This is a genomic window from Reticulibacter mediterranei, from assembly GCF_016587455.1.
This window is the reverse complement of the sequence record NZ_BNJK01000001.1, coordinates 1,576,204-1,594,664: the sequence shown is the minus strand read 5'-3', so window position 1 is coordinate 1,594,664 and position 18,461 is coordinate 1,576,204. Positions and strand designations below refer to the sequence as shown.

Below are 18,461 nucleotides of genomic sequence, written 5' to 3'. Positions count from 1 at the left end.
AAACAGGTTTCCGGTTGTGACATCTGCTGTATTGTCATATCTCTCTACCATATTTTTGCAACGTGGATATTGTGTGTGCAGAAGGAGGGTGAATAGCTCCAAGTACCAGGGAGGAAAACAAGGATTGTGCGCTATTTAAATAGCTGGCTTCGTTTTATGCTTACTCTATCGTATACATCTCGTCTGACGATAGCGGTCTTTTCTGGGCTTCTTTGCCTGATACTGTATATATTGACCTATCCTGCGTCATACAGCGGCACCTTTTTGACTATTCCAGTTGCTCTGATCGCTTGGTTATTTAAAAGACGGGGAATGTTCATCTTTCTCTGTATATTGTTCGTTTTTTTGCTCATTTTCTATCTACTTGCCGATATCAATATCTTTCAATCCATGCAGTTCGTTTCTTTTGTCGGGATTGGCAGTTTTGTATTGCTTATCGAAGGGCTGCTTGTTGGCTCTTTGCGCGAGTTGATCGATCTTTCCGATGAGACACGGCAACAGGTGGCATCTCTTTATGAGCAACAGCGTGAGTTGAGCCAGATGAAGGATCAATTCATTTTGAATGTCAATCACGAGTTGCGTACCCCTCTTACCGCTGTTTATGGCTATCTGGAATTGTTGCTGGAGTATAATGAGCAACTTGAACCATCTATGCGAGCGACATTTCTCAAAAATGCTATGTATAGCAGCGAAGAATTACAGTTGTTGGTCAATAATGTGCTTGATACCATTCAGATCGGGAATGAGAAAGAGCATCTGTATGTGGAAGAATTGCCGGTTGCTGATGTGGTATATGAAGTTATTGAGCATTTTGATCCTCGCCGGAAACAGGAATATGCTATTCAGATGGATATTCCCTCTCATTTAGTGGTACGCGCGAATGCTCAGTATTTTCGTCAGGTATTACGCAATCTGCTTTCGAACGCGACGAAATATGCTGCCCATGATACCCCTATTATTGTGAGTGCAGTTCTTCACGGGGCGCTGGTGCAGCGAGATCATCCCTCCCCAGAGATCTGTATTAGCGTGAAAGATTTCGGCCCTGGTATTCCCCCGGAGAATATCTCCAGCTTATTTGGACAATTTGTGCGTTTGCAGCGCGATATTTCTGGCAAGGTGCGCGGAACTGGCCTGGGATTATATGTGAGCAAGCAGCTCATCGAAGCAATGGGAGGAAAGATCTGGGTAGAAAGTACGGGTGTTGCGGGTGAAGGGAGTACGTTTCGTTTCACTCTACCCTGTGTTCCTCACTCCCGAGTCGTTGCAAAAGGTGCTGCCAATCATTTCACCAGGGAGCCATCTGTGGTGCCAGTTAGCAATGAACTGCATGTTTCTGGTGAGTAAGCATCTTTTCTCTGCTCATCTTCTCGCGTTGCATGTGCTCAAAAGTTGCCTTATACTTAGTGCAGGATCTTGCAAAGAATTGATGATGCTTTGTTTGCGAAGAGGAAGAGGAAGTTAGATGTTTTATGATTTATCTTCTACCTGGCCCGTAAATCCAGAGGCAATAATCGTTTTATTGCTACTTGTCGCGGCCTATCTTTTGAGGCTTGGCCGCATGCGTATGCAGCAAAAAACGGTGAGCGTATACAGGATTATAGCGTTTTTCTCCGGCATTATTCTGGCGGCTCTCATGTTATTGACCCCGGTTGATACGATAGGTCGTACTCAGTTATTTACTATTCATATAGCCGCTATAGTCGTTCTGATAACGGTCTGTTCGCCTTTATTGCTTGCTGGTTGTCCCACGATAGTATTGCAACCGCTCATTGAATTGCCTGTTGTTAAACATCTCACGCGTTTGCTGACTCGTCCATTGCTGGTTTCGATTCTGTTTAATGTCAATTTTCTGCTCTGGCACACGCCTCTCATTTATGATGCTGCAATGGCCGATCCAACACTGTATCACATTCAAATGCTCAGTATTTTCCTCCTTTCTCTGCTCAACTGGTGGCCGCTCATCGGGTCAGTGCAGGAATTGCGCAGGATGAGTTATCCTGTGCAGATGTTCTATGCGTTTGTTGATGGGCAACCAGTTGATATTTATGCTTTTGTGTTGGTCTTTTGTGGGGTTCCTCTTTATCCTCATTATGTGATTCCAGAACAATTTGCTATCGCAGCCTGGAACGCTGTACCTGCACAAATGGGCCTTACCCCGTTTGCTGATCAGGCGGCGGCTGGTGCTTTGCTATTGATCCCCGGTCTGGTTGATCTCCTGGTCATGACCCCCCTCTTCTTCCGCTGGCTCAAGCAGATTGAACTGCGCACGGAGGCAGCCGATCGCGAAAGGCAGCGACTCGCTGAAATGGAAGAAGAAGAGGAGGATGAGTGGGAAGAAGAGGATGAGGTTCCGGTAGCAGAAATAAAGCAGCAAAGCTCTTAACCGCATTACCAGTGACAAGGTAGCTGTAGCGCGGACTGGAGCCGACGTTCGTAGACACGGCGTGGGATCTCGGTGACACCCAGGGTTTTCAGATGCGGTGTCGTGAACTGAGTGTCATGCAGCACATAGCCTCGCGCTTTTAAATGTTCAACCAGCGCCACCAGACAGACCTTTGAGGCATCTCTGGCGCGGGAGAACATGCTTTCGCCCATAAATGCCCCGCCAAGCGCTACTCCATATAATCCTCCCACAAGCTGCCCATCTTTCCAGGCCTCTACGCTGTGAGCCAGACCGACGCGATGGAAATACGTATATGTATCGATAAACGTATCGTTAATCCACGTCTCCTCGCGTTCTGCACAGCCAAGTATGACCTGCTCAAATGCCGTGTCCATACGTATCTCGTAGGTGCCTTTGCGCAACGTGGCGCGTAGGGAATGTGAGATATGTAGGTTATCGTGTTCCAGAATCGCTCGTGGATCAGGTGCATACCAGTATATCTTGCCGGATGGATCTGCCATCGGGAAGATCCCCTGCGCATAGGCGTTGATAACTATGCCCGGATCGAGCAATTCTGGAACTTCCTGGCTCATTTGACTCCTGCCGCAGACTTTCTGGCGAACCAGCCTAAGTATTTAGCAATCTTTGGGTTCATGCTTCCCAGCATTTCGATATCTTCTTCATCCAGCGGCTTAATCCAGAACAGGAGGCCGCAACAGAGAATAAGGAACAGGCATCCAGAGATGGTGAGCAAGATGCGATCTGATGGGTGCCAGAGAATCCCGGGCAGCGCAGCCAGCGTTAAAGCGAGCAAGAAGCGCAACGAAAAGCCGAGCGGGTATTTGTGTGGGAGATCTTTCCACAGAAACACCAGCAGCAATATGCCCGTGATACATTTTGCGACACCATCCGCGATAAGAGCACCGGATGGACCCAGCTTGAAGTAGCCAATAAATAGAATGCCCAGCGCGATCACGGCCAGCATACCGACCCATTGACCAAGTACCACCAGACGAGCCTTGCCCACGACGTAGAGCGTTGGCTGGTGAATCAAGGTGCCCAGGACGCGGAAGATAATATTAAAAAAGAGGAAGATCGCCAGCAGTGGCCCTACTGGATCATATTGGCTGCCGTAGAGTGCATGGGTAATGTTAGAGGCGTTGAAGAGACAGAAAACCAGCACAGGAGCTGCCAGCAAAGTCTCCACTTTGATCAGTGCCCGCCATGAGTACGACAAGCGCTCATAGTTTTTGCCAACAAAAGCTGCTGCTAATGCTGAACTGGAGACACCGCCGAAGCCTGCCACCAGCAAGAGATTCGCTGAATCGGCGAGCTGGAAGGAGAGGTTGAAGTAGCCCACATCCACCAGCGAGACCGCAAAAACGCTAAGCAGGATAATCGACGCCTGTTTGAGGAGAGCGCCCGTGACCAGGTTTGTGAGCCATGCTGAGATGCCCAGCTTAATCACTGGTCCTAGCGCCTGTTTATAGCTTGCTCCTCGTGTCAACAGGAATGGAGAGAGCCACAATGCGAATGCGCCAGCGTTGAAAAGCGAGCCAATCGCCAGCAACCACAACAACCCGTTGATGCCTCCTCCCAGTTGCAGCACGCCAAATCCTAACCCTAAGAGGACGCATTGGGTGATGCTGCCGATAAAAAACACGATACGCATACGCATGAGAGCCGCACAGACCGCATTGAGCAAGCTTCCAATGCTGCTGCCGAGAACGTAAATTGTGATGGGAGTGATGTGCGCCAGCAATTCAGGATTGTTCAGGCTCGTGGCCGCTGCTGCTGCTCCTTTGATTGGCAAGTGTGCAATCAACGCTCCAATAACTGGCAGTGCAGAGAGCATGATGCCCACGCTGATAACTAATACGATAAGGCGCGCGAGTAGTAATCGTCTTGTGAGAGAGGCGGCGGCTGCCTGTCCTTGTTCGGCAAAGATGCGCGGGACGTAGGTAGTTAATGCGTCCTCCAGGCCCAGCGCTACAATATACAGGATGGTGTTGTATGCCGTCAACGAAATCGCGAAAACACCATATTGGGCAGCAGAGACTTCGTGCGTAATAATGACAGTAAGAAAGAACCAGGAAATAAAGAACCAGAGACCGTACGCTTGATTGTACAGGTAGCTATTCGGAGTACGTTTTAGCAGGCGTTGGGCCTCGACTTCACCATGAGGCTCCTCAGCCAGCGCATTATCTGCTGTTTCAGTGCTGGCTGCAACAGATAACGTGCTGTCCTCATCAATGGATCTGACTTCTGCTCCTGCTACTTTCATTTTATCGCTATTCTTCATCATTGAAATAAACCATCTTGCTAAAATGTATGAACAATCAATAGGGATACTTTCATTATATTTTTCAACGTAATTTGAACAAATATCGTCCTAGCCAGCCAATCCCTCCCAGAACTGCAAACAGTTCTAGCATACTGACATTTGCCGTGACGTGATCTGCCGAGACGAGATAAAAAATACCGACTTTGAAAGTGGCAGCAACCAGGAAAGCGCCTAAGCCGATCCACGCCGGTAATGTAGCATAAAGTAGCGCTCGTTGCCAACCAGGACACAGAAATCCTATGACAGATGGGGTAACATACAGCAGGATTGTAATGACAGGTGCAATAACTGGTGGAAAGGGACCATCAAGCGCACTGGCCGTAGATTGCGGTAAGAGGCGCGTCCAGAGTTGTGCAGGCACCAGTGCCATCATGACCAGAGCAGTTTCAACTGCAACCAGACTTATGATAGATATATGTCTATAATTTATCGCTTTTTGCCCTGTCGTGCTTGTGCTGAACATGAAAAGGCTTCTCCCAAATGTTGTGATCGATGATTGTTATTTATCGGATGCAGTATTGGGTAGAGACAGCAATCCCATTTCGTATTTCATCATTAGTATACGCTGTACCGATGCATTGATACGTTGTTCGCTCAGCGTGCCAGCATGAAGTGCCTCTTTCATGCCAGCGATCATAGAGGCGACATCTCTTGGCGTCGAGGCTCCCATCAACAGATCTGAGCCTGCTTCTACAGCTAGCGCAGCGGATTGATCTTCTGGCGTGTAGTCGGTAATACCTTGCATGGTCAGGCTGTCGGTCATAATAACCCCCTGATAATGAAGCTCGTCTCGCAATATGCCTGCCACGACCTTTGCCGAAAGCGTTGATGGCCGAGAAGGATCAATGGCTGTGACAATCTCGTGCGTAACCATGATGGCATGGACATTTCCTTGCTGAATCAAAGTGCGATATGGTTGCCAGTCTATTTGCTCCAATTGATCCTTTGGGCGTGGAAGCTGTGCTACTCCCACGTGTGGATCAACCGTGACACTACCTAATCCTGGAAAATGTTTGAGCGTTCCAAGTACCTTGCGGCTTTGTTGCAACCCTTGCAAATAGGCCGCAGCCATCTGTGTAACCCTGGCCGGGGTGTTCCCATAGGTGCGCTGATCTTGATGTAGCTCTGAGCTGCTATTGTTATCTACGTCAATCACAGGTGCCAGGTTGAGATTAATACCATAATAGGCGAGATCCTGCGCGTCCTGGATACCTGCCGCTCGTGCTTTCTGGGGGTCGTTGCTCGCCCCAATGACTGCGGCAGCTGGGCGTGGACCGTTCAACTTCATGAGACGATTCACATAGCCACCCTCCTGATCTATTGCTACTGCCAGAGGAAGCTGACTATTTTGCTGCATTTGCTGAATAAGCCCCTTCAATTGTAGCCTGCTCACGATATTTTGATTGGCCGCAAAGATCAAAACCGCTCCTACATGATATTGAGTGAGCATTGTATCAAGATCAGATGAGTAGTCCGATCCCACAAATTGAACAAGAAACATTTGCCCCAATTTCATATCTAGTGTCATATTTTCAACGATGGTATTGATATATTGTTGCGGGGTGATCCTGGTCTGCGAGTGTTGAAATAAGGTTCCTGGAGTTTTTCGCAACTGTTGATCGACCCTCTTTAATAAATCGGCATTTGCGTTCGTCGAGCTTATATCCAATGTAGATGCCCACCCTTGCGGACCAATAAACTGGATCGCTCCTGCATTGAGCGCATGAGCAAGGATTATACTTGCCAATACGAGCAAGAGGAAAGCTTTCCATCTGTTCATGTTTCCCTCCCTCAGATTCGTAGATGAGGCAGGAGGTGATTTTGCGTGCTGCTGATCGGCAATCTTTTTGTCCGGTGTCGCTTCAGTTGGTTCGGGGCCAGTTGGTGTCACGTGCGCACCCCCCTTTTGAGAGTGGTTATAACGGTTTGTCGTGCGTGATTTGTAGTAGAAAAAAACTCATGCACTTTTACGAACGTGTCATCTACAACAGTTGTAACGCGGAAAATTATAACATACATACCAATAAACTCGGCTAGAAAAAGAAAGTAACAATAGGAGAAATCGTTTGTGAATAAAAAATATTCAGGTCATATGTCCTATTTCTTTGATGATATCCCTTTTACAGCGTCTTACTGTAAAGAGGGGAAGAATATGGCTTTCAGAAAAAAGCCAACGCTCTGACATCACTATGCGTAATCTCATGTGTAACTCACTCTTTTTGTCGATATACTACTAGTGCTTGTCCCGATGAATGATATAAGCTATACTGTTCCTACTACTTTCATCGAGAGGTCTCGAACGAATGATACAGGAGCAAGGACTGACAACCCCAATTAATAAACGGGCAAATGCAACACGAAAGACTCATTCTCGGCGTTTCCTCTATGCATTTCTAATCAGTGCCAGCGTCACTCTCTTTTTGCTCTTATTTGCGATAAGTATACTCTGGTGGTGGAATCCTTTTCATCTGCTGCAAGATCCTGAACAGTTCCTTGCAGATCTGTTAGCTTTTCCTAAACAAACACCTCAATTACTCTTGATCCCATTATTGATTTTCTTGATTCTCTTCTTCCTTGTATTTTTAGCAATACCACCATTGAAACTGGTATCCTATCTGCGCGCTGTTCATAAGGCGCAAGAGGAGCAGCATAAACTCTACACGCCTCTGACCGCTCTGACCAATCTTCGTCAGGCCACCGAGAATTATGGTCAGGAGAGAACCGCTTCTCCTCTCTCTTTACAAGAGAACGTTTCAATTCTTGATCTGGTCCAGCAGCAGGATGCGCATCAGATGATTCTGGGTGTGCCGGGAGCGGGCAAAACGACTGCATTGCGCGTATATCAGTATCTCGCTTCTCAGCGACCCTGGCGACTCGTCTTTCGGCGCGGCAGAATCCCTATTTACGTTCCCATGAAGAATTATAGTCTCTTCCTTAAAAAAGAAATGCAATTTGCAGCCTCTGATGCTGATGCAGCCTCGATGATGGCAAAGATTACGTTGCTTGATTTTCTTGTACAGAGCGATCTTTCTGGAATGCGCCATTTGCGCCCACTTTTGACGCGATTGGCACGGCAGGGGCGTCTCCTGTTATTGTGCGATGGGCTAAATGAGGTGGATAGCAATTATCTATCGCATGTTGGCGAGGAACTGGCACAATTGATGCATGATAGCCGTAATCGATTGGTGATGACATGTCGAGAGGTGGATTATCGCGAGCAGCATGATTTTATCCAACTGGTGAATGAGGGGAGCGCTTCCTGCGCCATCATCTATCCACTCCAGCCGGAGCAGGTACACGAATTCGTTGAGCGCTATGTCGAGCGACAGGATTTGCACTGGCAACATACGGCGGGACAGATTGTGCAGGTGATTGATCGTAGCCGTCTGCGCTATCATTGCACCAATCCTATGATGCTCTTTACTTTGATGGGCATTATTGATCGCATTGGCGTTGAGCGCGGAAAGCAGATTGATACACGAGGCCGTTTGCTGCGCGAATATGTGAAACAATTGATCCTCTATGAACAGCAGCAGCCGAGATGGAGTCGTGGCGCTCCTGCCGAGCGCGAAGTGGTGCGTTTCCTGAGCGAGGTTGCCAGCGCCGCTCGCTGGGCTAATGATCGCAACGCTATTCAGTTACGCGTGACTTCCTTCTCTGAAGGGCGTCGTCGAGTATCCCTTGAAGAGTGGAGCGATGAGTTGCAGTTCTGGCTGGACGAGCACCCGGCGCGTGGACCATTTGCCGACGATGATATGCTTCCTCCATCTCAGCCCTACGATGATTTGATGCAGCTTTTACAGTTTGCGCGCAGTGCTGGTTTGATAGAGATCAGCGATGATGGCGTCTTAAGCTTTCGCCACGAGTTGATTGCTGAATATTTTGTGGCCGAGTATTTTTTCTCTGTGACGCAAAAAAAGGAGCCTTCCTCGCTTGCGGTTCATGAAGATCTGCTAGAGAATGTGGGCCGTTGGAGCGAGCCGATTGCTATCTGGGCTGGTCTGTTGAATAATCCGCTCGTGTTGGCTGAACGCTTCGGCGCTTTAGGGCAAAACAATCCTGCTTATGTCTTGCAGGCGTTGGCGCTGGCTCTTGTGTGTGTCGGTGTATTATGGACTCCTCCCCAGGCAGAAATCCAGCGGACCGTCGTCTTGCCCGCCAGCGTTGAAGATGCGCTCTCTATTGCTGTTCGCAATCGGGCGGCACGGGAGGAACTGGCGCGCATATTCACTCGTTGCGCCGAAGAGGGAGGGCAGGAGGTATACCGTTCTCTCTTGCCGCTTATTATGGCGGACGGTGTCGATGAGTTGCTCACGTTGTTAGATCAGAATATTGTGCCAGAGTTGCTCTTTACTCATCTTCAGGATGCCGTTGACGATATTGCGTATGAGGCACAGGTCAAACGCCTGAATCGCGTGCTGAGTCGCTTTGGGGGGGTCGTGGTCGAGCGTGCGACCTATCTCAGCGAACCTGCATCCACAAGCAGTTTGCGTCTCCAGACGGCGGCGATTAATATTCTCGGTGGGACGCACGATGCCCGCGCTGTGAAGCCTCTGCTGGCCCGCCTTGAGGATACCGAACAGTTTATTGCCGAACGTGCCGCGAGCGCTCTGGTTCGTCTTGGCCCTGAGTTAACGTTGGCGCGTGTACTGCAATTGATTGAGGAGCGTACACCTGGACCCTACCTTGAGCGTACTCACCGTGCGGCACTGCTGATACTGGGACGATTTCTCGATGAGACCGATGCCCGGCGGCAATTGTCGCTGATGCAGTGTCAGCGTGTGTTAGAGACTATTGTTCCTGTACTCACCTCGCAGTATCAGGCTGAACCAGATATACAACTTCTAGCCCGTGAGATTCTGGTACGGCAAGCTCGCAGAACCGAGCGAGGTAGCGTACAGGACCGTCGTTGGGAGAAGGCCATTGAGGTGCTAATGCGTTTTCTGGCCTCTCAAAATGAGATGGTAGCCCACAACGTTGTGCTTGCCTTTCAAGAGATAGGAGCAGTTGCAACACCTCACCTGTTAGAGCAATTGCAGCAACCAGGGGAAGAAGTGCGTCTACGGATCATCGAAATCTTCTATGTCGTGCGCGATAGACGTGCGCTTCCTGCACTGCTCAGCATGCTTGCTGAACAGTCGTCAGCAATCCAGAAGCAGGTGACGAAGACACTGCTGGTCTATGCCCCGGAGTGCATTCCTGGTTTGATTGAGTTGGTACTTTCCGAAAAAGCTGAGGTGGTGGCTGATCAAGCTGCTCAGATCCTTGCCAGCATTGGCGAAATGGTTGTGGTGCCAGTGATGGAGGCTCTCTTTCCCATTGTCCCAGAGCGCACACGGCTGTTGGTGCAGGTGCTTGAGCATGTCCATGACGCTCGTGTCGTCTCTCCGCTCATTACGCTCTTGCAGTCACCAGACCTTGAGACGTTGTTGACCATCGCCTGCATCCGCGCCCTGAGCCGTTTTGCCGAGGAACGTGTTGTTGCCCCTCTGTTAGAGCAACTTTCAGCTGTCAATCCACAAATCTATGAAGAAGCAGTTGATGCGCTTGGAGGGCTGGGTGTTGTCGCCTTGAATGGTTTGGTTGACGCGCTGAATATCGAACTGTCTTCTGTTTTGTCTCCTCGTCTGCAACGTGCTATCCTGATTATGACTCCTTTTCCTGGTGCCGCCTTGATCGTGGCTCTTGAGCATAGTTCAGCGAATCAAGCTGCTCAGATTATTGCCATCTTCAAAAAACAGGGCATTGAAGCAGCTCAAATCCTCGTCAACCATCTGCTGCATCAGGATGAGCGCGTCCGCCACTATATCTATCAGACCTTGCAGGAGATGCCAGGGCCAATAGTGGTGCCACCTCTTTTAGAGATGCTGGATCAATCGGCAATGAGAAGAGCCGTCAATATGCTGCTCTTGCAACATCCAGAATCGGCAGTCTCGCCATTGGTTGATCTGCTTGGCGACCATGAGCGGGGAGATGCCGCCGCCGCCCTGTTGCCTCTGTTTGGATCAGATATACTCGTTCCGCTGGTGTCGGGCCTCGATGACCAGAGAAGTGCTGCTCGGGAGCGTGCGCAACGTATCATTGTGGCTCTGGTGCGACAGAGCGAGCAGCCGGTGGAGGTGGTGCGCGCCGTAATTCATCTCTTTGCGCCTCCTCCTCCCGAGCGTGCGCATAAGATGTTGCTTGACGTGCTGACCAATGAACTCGCTGATGTGAGCTTGCCAGCGCTCTTAGACGGTCTGGAGGATGCTCACCTGATCGATGATGTTTCGGAGGCGCTGGTGCTGTTCTCTCGCAAAACGGCGGCATCTCAAGACGCCGTTCTCGATCATCTGATCGCTGCCCTTTATACCGAGGAGCGGAGACGTGGTGCCGAAGCAGCTCTGGTCAGGATCGGCGCGCCTGCCGTATCGCGTGTTGGAGTATTGATTACCGAGAAGAACGGGAGGGTGGCGAAAGCGGCGAAGAACGTTCTCCGTGATATGGGCGTTCCTGCTCTGTCTTTTATATGGACCGCTCACAGCGATAGCAGTGATATTGCTCGCCGAGACGCTGCACTGGAAGTATACCACAGCATGCGTTCAGAGGACATTAAGGATGAATTGATTGCGCTGCTAGTTGGTAATCAGCCGGAGAAGACGGCTATGGCGGTTGCGTTGTTGCTCGAACGATTGCAGGATGAGGTCAAAATGCATCCTGCCGATCAGGTGCTGATCCCTGAAATGATCGAATATATGCAACAACATGGAATGAATGATGCGAATATACGTGTGTTAGCCCTCTTGCTGCTTTCGGATGAATCTGTTATCATTGAGCATCTGATACAGATTTTAGCTGAGTATCCACAACATCGTAAGCAGTTAAGCTATGTGCTTTTGTTATTTGGCACAAAAACGCAGCAGCAGCTTTTGAGAGATTTTCAGGATGCTGAAACCTCGATTGAATTGCGTGCTGAAATCGCGTCTGTATTGGGCTTGATGTCAGCCCCCGATCTCATTGTGAATTACGCGCAAAATATCAGCGCCTATGGGTTATCTTCTACTAGAACCAGTATGTTGTTCCCGGAGAAATTGACGATTGCGCTACACGCTCTTGGGGGGCTGCTTGCCAGTGGTTATTGGGATGTGGAGAAGCTGCAAGAGCTACGCGATGCCAGCCAGGAGGGAAGCCCTTCCCATGAGTTGTTTAGTGTCCTGTTAGGAACACGCTACACATCACGGATTGCCCAACTGCAAAGTGACCTGAAAGAAGAACAAGAAACGCATAAAAAACAAATTTATGCTCTGACGGCCAAGATTCTTGAAGAACAGAACCGCATTCAGGCGCTTGAGGAAGAATTGGAAAAAGTGCAGCAGGAACATGGCATTAAGGATGAAGAATTAGATCGAGCTGCCCGTGATAGGGAGGCGTTGAATAAAGATATTGATCTGGTATTACAGGAAAGAGATGCTGTCCAGGCTGATCTTGATTTAGTGTTGCGTGAACGTAATGAGTTGGATGCTGAGTTGGACCGCGTAGTCAAGGATAATGCTGCTCTGGAGGCTGAGCTACAGGGTATGCGTGAAGAGAATGAGTCATTGTTTAAGCAAAATCAGGACTTAATCTGGCAACTGAACCATCCAAAAAAGACACGGTGATCAGTCATGAGGAATAATGTTATGACTGTAGAGCGATACGAGCGGCAGAAATTATTGGGAAAAGGGTTGATGAGCCATGTCTGGCTGGCTCGCGATACCTATACGCAGAAACTCGTGGCTCTGAAAATCATGGCCATGATTGCTGAAGATGATCGGCGTACTCACAAAGCTCAGGAGCGTTTTCACCGCGAAATAGAGATTGCTCGCAGCCTACAACATTTGCATGTTTTACCAATTTTGAACTATGGTTACATGCACTACGAGGAAAGTTATGTTCCTTTCTTCGTCTCTCCCCACATGAGCGACGGTTCTCTAGCCGACCTGATCAAGGCGCGTCCCCCCTGGAAGTATTGGTCCTGGCAACATCTGGCGGATGTGATTATGCAGGCAGCTGCCAGCTTGTGGTATTTACATACTCGGCAGCCTCCTATCGTGCATGAGGATGTCAAACCAGCCAATTTCCTGATTCGCCTTGAACAGAGCACCCCACGTATTGCTCATCTTTATTTGTGCGATTTTGGCATCTCGCGCTGGCTACAATCCTCCTTCTCTCTCGCTAGTGAAGTGTTGGGAACGTTTGCGTATATGGCTCCAGAACAGGTTGAGCGCAGGGTTGATCGGGCATCAGATCAGTACTCTCTCGCTATTATGGCCTGTTATCTCCTTACAGGAAAGTTGCCCATTCAGGCTGGCACCAATGAGGAATATGCTCAAGCCCATTTGCATGATCCGCCCGAAGTCCCCAGTCGTTTGAACGCTGAGCGGGGCATTTCTCCTGAAATTGATGAGGTGATTCTGCAAGCTCTTGAGAAAGAGCCGGCTCAACGTTTCCCTTCTATCATGCACTTTGCTCAAGCGCTCCAGCAAGCAATGTTGCGCGTTGAACGAGAGCAAGCAAGTGCTAGAACTGAACGTACCAATCCCACTGCCTCTGGTCCAGTGCTCCCCACCAAGTCGAATCCATCTCCTATACAGTCGCGATACCATGAATTGGCCTTACCTCTCACCCTTGATCCTCCCAATACCGGCAGCGAGCATCTACTGGATGAGCCTCTTCCTGCAAAGCCGCAAAGATTACCAAGCACAGAGCTGCACCATGATGCTTCATACGAAACAATCCATTTAAAGAATAGTATACCTTGCGAATTACCTGCTCGCCCTCGTATGCTCTCCTGGTCGCCTGATGGCAACTATGTTGCTTGCTCTTTGTATGGGCATGCTCCGTTGATTGTTGCCAGGGATGGACGGGTGCAGGAAATACAATTTGCCCGCGCAAGGGAGGCGACAAGCCTGTGCTGGTCTCCAGATAGTCGAGCGCTTGCCGTCAGCGCTTCGGGAGCTGTCTATTTCTGGGATTGCGTGGCCCAATCTTTGCTGCCGCTGGCTCTTCCATACAATGCTCGTGCTCTGGACACGCTGGATTGGTCTATCGATGGCCGTCTGGCTCTGTGGGCAGATAATCAAATCGTCCTCTATCAACTTTCTTCTTCTGTGCTGATGACTCAGCGGATGGCAGCAATGCTGGTCATACCAACAGGAGCGATGCGGAGCGGCAATGTTGGTGTATTGCGCTGGTCGCCGGATGGTTCCTTGCTGGTTGCTGGTGGACACAATGGAGCGATAATGGGTTGGTACGGCAAAGTGCTGGCTTCAGTATGGCGGGTGGCAGAGCCGGGTCAGAAGGTAAATAGCATTGCCTGGTCTCCAAATGGAGGGATGCTAGCGGGGGCGATGCGTGATAATCGTGTGGTTGCCTGGGATGCGCGGACAAGAAAAACGGTTGTAACCTGGGCCAAACTGCCAGCAATGCCTCGCGGCTTGAGTATCTCTCTCGATGAGCATATGACGGTAGCCTCTGCCGAAAAGCGTCTGCTTTCTGGCCACCCTGATGAGGCCTTTCCGTCAGAAACGTTGCCTGGACAACTCCTTGTTGCATGGTCCCCGCGCCGTTCAGAACTGGCCGCGCTGGAAGAAAATAGAGAGACCGCGCTTATGCTCTGGCGCAGTTAGTTGTATCTGGTGGCGAGAAGATCATCTGCTATACTCTATCTTCTGCCTGAATAAGAATTGATCGAGTGTGCTATGATGCATGCGTGAAATTTGTTCAATGGAGAACTAGTTTAGAGAGTAGGTGTTGCAAATGCCCGATACGACGTATAGTAAATATTTGTTGAGCGAGGATGAGATACCGAAGGCCTGGTATAATATTATGGCCGATATGCCCAATCCTCCCGCGCCCGTTTTGCATCCTGGCACCGGGCAACCGGTAACGCCTGATGATCTTGCCCCCTTATTTCCCATGTCGCTTATCTTGCAAGAGGTGAGTACCGAGCGCTACATTGAGATCCCACAGCCTATTCGCCAGATCTACGCGCAGTGGCGGCCCTCTCCCCTCTTCCGGGCGCGTCGGCTGGAGAAGGCTCTGGATACTCCTGCGCGCATTTATTACAAATATGAAGGGGTAAGCCCGGTCGGTAGTCACAAGGCCAATACTGCCGTCGCACAGGTTTTTTATAATAAGGAAGCTGGGATCAAAAAGCTTTCGACTGAGACTGGAGCCGGGCAGTGGGGATCGGCGCTGTCGATGGCGGGAGCGTTTTTCGACGTTGAAGTCGAGGTCTTTATGGTTAAGGTTAGTTATCAGCAGAAACCATACAGGCGCAATCTTATGCAGACATTTGGGGCCACCGTTCATGCCAGCCCAACTAACCTCACCGATGCCGGACGCTCGATTTTAGAGAAAGACCCACAGAATATGGGCAGTCTCGGCATAGCGATCAGCGAGGCGGTGGAAGTTGCGGCAAAGAGCGGCGGCACGACGAAGTATTCGTTGGGAAGCGTGCTGAATCATGTTTTGTTGCATCAGACGGTGATTGGTCAGGAAGCGCTTTTGCAGTTGGAGAAGGCTGATGATTATCCCGATGTGGTCATTGGCTGTGTTGGCGGCGGAAGCAATATGGCCGGTCTTGCCTTCCCTTTTATGGGTGAAGCGTTGAGAAAAGGCTTGCGCACCCGTTTCCTGGCGGCAGAACCCATGTCGTGTCCCAGCTTGACCAAAGGGATTTATGCCTACGACTTCGGCGATACCGTTGGTATGACGCCTCTGGTTAAGATGCATACGCTTGGTCATGATTTTATGCCACCCGGTATTCATGCTGGTGGTCTGCGCTATCATGGGATGTCACCGCTGATCTCGCAACTGCATGAAGAGGGAATTATCGACGCCCGAGCCTATCATCAGAATGCGGTTTTCGCAGCGGCGACGACCTTTACCCGCGCTGAAGGCATCATTCCCGCACCGGAAGCTGCTCATGCTATCCGCGCGGCGATTGATGAAGCGTTGGAGGCGAAGGAGGCTGGAGAAGAGCGCGTGATCCTCTTCAACCTTTCCGGGCATGGCTACTTTGATATGCTGGCGTATGAAAATTACTTCGCTGGCAATTTGCAGGATTACGAGTATCCCGCCGATGCTGTTGCGGCTGCACAGCAACGACTGCCCCAGATTGTCTAGCGAAGAAGACCAGGATATGGGAGAGGATATGGCTTGTGCCGATCCTCTCCTTTTTGCCTTCAATTGTTTGCCTAAAAAAAGAGGAGGCTCTATAAGAGAGCCTCCTGGTAGGTGGGTAGCTTATTGGCGTGGCTGATTGCCGCCGTTTTGATAGCCGTTATTCCAGTTTCCATTCTCGAAAGGCATACCTTGATTACCATTCTGATAGGGAACAGGGGGATAGTAAGCGGTTCCGCTGTTCAGACGAGGAGCTTCGAGCACGACCGCATCGCTGTTGGTTGGTTGAATGGAAGAGGTAATGGTGCGGAACACGCCGCTGAACGACATGTTCCCTTCCTGATCGAGATTGTCAGGAGCGGCGAGATTGAGGCTTTGAGCGAGGGTGTCGCTCTGATCGTCTCGGAGCTTGAAGGCTTCCACTGAGGCCAGTAGTTGCTCAGCCAGGCGTGCCATACGTTCCATCTGTTCCGAAGCGGAACGTGTACTCAAGCTACTTTGCTGTGTTGACTCGGTAACGCTTTGCATGATTTGCGCGACCGAGCGCGATGATTGCGACTGCTGATTCGCCATCTGGTTAATGATTTCAATTTCGCTAGCCTGACGCTCGACGACGGGGAAGATTGCTTCCAGCGCTCTTCCTGCTTCTTGAGCAAGCAACGTTCCTTGAGAGGTTTCATGTTCGGTCTCACTCATAGCGAGCGAGGCAGCACCAATATCTTCGATAACGTTGCGGACAATGCGGGTAATAATACTGGTCTGTTCTTTTGAGCGTTCGGCCAGCCGGCGGATGTCGGCGGCAACTGCTCCAAAGCCTTTACCGTTGTCGCCCGCCATTGCTGCCTGGATTGCGGCGTCCAGGGCGAGACGATTCGTCTGGTGAGCGATACTGCTGATGACTTCGACGATGTTGTTAATTTCGCGTGAGCGATCTCCCAATAACTGCACTTTGCCAGAGGTTGACTGAATATTTTCAAAGATACGGCCCATACCCTCGACCGCCTGTCTCACAGCACCTCGACCATCCTGAGCAGTACGTTGGGCTTCCAATGCAATGCTGTAAAGTGTTTGCGCGCGTTCCGCCACCTGGCGGCTAGAGTTTGCTGTGTTGCCAATTTCTGTTGCCGCTCTGGAGATCTGGCCGATCTGTGTATCTGCGCTTTCGACCAGTTGACCCATACGATCATAGGTCTGCGTTGTGGAGGTCTCAACCTCTTTCGCAAGCAACTTCACGCGTACCACCAGGCTGCTGAGTTCTTCAACCATGTAGTTGAAGGAGTCGGCCAGCACTCCCAGGTCATCGGTCGTGACTTCCGCTTGGATGCGCAGATCACCTTCACCAACGCCGCTCACCTCACTTACCAACTTCTCGATCTGGGCTTGCAGTACTGCGTGGCGTGATTGCGATTCTTGAATAAGTCGTACAATGTTGTCAAGCATGTTGTTCATCGAGGCGGCAACCAGACAAATCTCGTCTCGGCCCCGAATAACAGCGCGAGCACTGGTATCCCCTTTCGAGATGCGCCTCGTGAGCAGTGCCAGATGGCGCAGAGGCTGCGTGATGGTGACGTTCACGATATAACCAGTCGAGATGATTACCAGGATGGTGAAGAGGAAGGCGATGGCTGTGAATGTTAAAATTGGCTGCGTCTGTGATGGTCCTACCTGCGTGACCGCCGTACCAATCGTCACTGCTGAGCCGGCAACGAGTTGCCAGTTATTCTTCAGAGGAAGAAACAGCGTTCTCGACGTATAGAGTGCTTTATAGGCTTGCGCTGCTGTAACCGTTTCGTCTCCCTTCTGAAGCCTATCAAGTAGTTGAATGACCTGGTTCTGCGCGTTTTTGTAGTTTTCCCATTCTTTTTCTGCGATAACATGGTTGAGCGCATTCTGTTGATTATTGATGATGCTGACATTATCAGGATTGTCACTTAACAGGATGTCGTGGATGCTCTTCATATTTGCTGATGTTGCTATCGCAAAGTTCTTCTGATATGTTTGAAGCGATTGATCGAAATCAAGCTCACGCGCTTGAATGTCGTTAGCAATCAGACTTCCTGAAGCCGCCAGCGCGGGATCAGGATTGCCATTATCATCCGTGAATGCTCCTCCCTTCGCCGCGTAAATCTGCGCGAAACGTGTTTCTAGAGAAGCGTTCATGCGTTGCAGGTTGATTTGTTGGGCAGTGGCGAGGCTCTGTGCTTCAAAACTCGTTCTTACTGCCTGGCCTCGTGATTCCAACGTATTCAAATAAAATGTCCCCAGCAAAGCAATAACGATACCTGGAATAACGGCTGTCAAAGTAAACGCAATAAAGAGGCGTCGGAAAATAGGTAAATTACTAACAGCTCTGAACAACATGCCGACTTCAGTCCTTTCTCAAGCAACACTCGACATAAAAAATATGTGTGCGCTCTTCATGGAGTGATTTGTATATGTTTTTACTTAAAAATAATTAGCACAATGTATCTAGATTAGTATACCGTACTGTCTAGAAAATACAAATATTTAGGGGTGAATCTAGCTACTTTTCCTATTTGCTACCCACTTTAAGAGATTTTCTGGATACTTATTTATTAGGTGGTGAAT

The 18,461-nt window shown here is 49.9% G+C and carries 10 protein-coding genes; 5 read left to right on the top strand and 5 right to left on the bottom strand.

Translation table 11 applies throughout. The annotated features are described in order from the left end of the window. Positions 1–126 precede the first annotated feature (126 nt). The gene (locus K3T83_RS06965; protein WP_220202245.1) at positions 127–1,344 is read left to right on the top strand and encodes a sensor histidine kinase; all 1,218 of its coding nucleotides are present in this window, start codon (positions 127–129) and stop codon (positions 1,342–1,344) included. Positions 1,345–1,462: 118 nt separating this feature from the next. Continuing rightward, on the top strand, positions 1,463–2,383 hold the full coding sequence (locus K3T83_RS06960; RefSeq protein WP_220202244.1) for a cytochrome c oxidase assembly protein: 921 nt from the start codon (positions 1,463–1,465) through the stop codon (positions 2,381–2,383). A 5-nt stretch (positions 2,384–2,388) separates the two neighbouring features. On the opposite strand, the gene aat is transcribed toward K3T83_RS06960, so the two are convergent. The 4 genes from aat to K3T83_RS06940 all read right to left on the bottom strand — a co-directional run bounded on the left by aat (position 2,389) and on the right by K3T83_RS06940 (position 6,507). Further along, the gene (gene aat / locus K3T83_RS06955; protein ID WP_220202243.1) at positions 2,389–2,976 is read right to left on the bottom strand and encodes a leucyl/phenylalanyl-tRNA--protein transferase; all 588 of its coding nucleotides are present in this window, start codon (positions 2,974–2,976) and stop codon (positions 2,389–2,391) included. Then, the gene (locus K3T83_RS06950; RefSeq protein ID WP_220202242.1) at positions 2,973–4,688 is read right to left on the bottom strand and encodes a lipopolysaccharide biosynthesis protein; all 1,716 of its coding nucleotides are present in this window, start codon (positions 4,686–4,688) and stop codon (positions 2,973–2,975) included. The genes aat and K3T83_RS06950 overlap by 4 nt, the downstream gene beginning before the upstream one ends. Positions 4,689–4,749: 61 nt before the next feature. Continuing rightward, on the bottom strand, positions 4,750–5,190 hold the full coding sequence (locus tag K3T83_RS06945) for a hypothetical protein (RefSeq protein ID WP_220202241.1): 441 nt from the start codon (positions 5,188–5,190) through the stop codon (positions 4,750–4,752). Positions 5,191–5,226: 36 nt separating this feature from the next. Then, a complete protein-coding gene (locus tag K3T83_RS06940; protein WP_220202240.1) occupies positions 5,227–6,507 on the bottom strand; it encodes a glycoside hydrolase family 3 protein in 1,281 nt (426 codons plus the stop codon). A 523-nt stretch (positions 6,508–7,030) separates the two neighbouring features. Here K3T83_RS06940 and K3T83_RS06935 point away from each other — a divergent pair. From K3T83_RS06935 to K3T83_RS06925, 3 genes are all read left to right on the top strand, one after another. Further along, the gene (locus K3T83_RS06935; RefSeq protein ID WP_220202239.1) at positions 7,031–12,364 is read left to right on the top strand and encodes a hypothetical protein; all 5,334 of its coding nucleotides are present in this window, start codon (positions 7,031–7,033) and stop codon (positions 12,362–12,364) included. Between the two features lie 21 nt (positions 12,365–12,385). Next, entirely contained in the window at positions 12,386–14,374 is a 1,989-nt protein-coding gene (locus K3T83_RS06930; RefSeq protein WP_220202238.1) for a WD40 repeat domain-containing serine/threonine protein kinase, read from the top strand. A 130-nt stretch (positions 14,375–14,504) separates the two neighbouring features. Beyond that, positions 14,505–15,875 (top strand): TrpB-like pyridoxal phosphate-dependent enzyme, encoded by a 1,371-nt coding sequence (locus K3T83_RS06925; protein ID WP_220202237.1) that lies wholly within the window; start codon positions 14,505–14,507, stop codon positions 15,873–15,875. Between the two features lie 120 nt (positions 15,876–15,995). Here K3T83_RS06925 and K3T83_RS06920 read toward each other — a convergent pair whose 3' ends face one another. Further along, the gene (locus K3T83_RS06920) at positions 15,996–18,233 is read right to left on the bottom strand and encodes a methyl-accepting chemotaxis protein (protein ID WP_220202236.1); all 2,238 of its coding nucleotides are present in this window, start codon (positions 18,231–18,233) and stop codon (positions 15,996–15,998) included. Positions 18,234–18,461 lie beyond the last annotated feature (228 nt).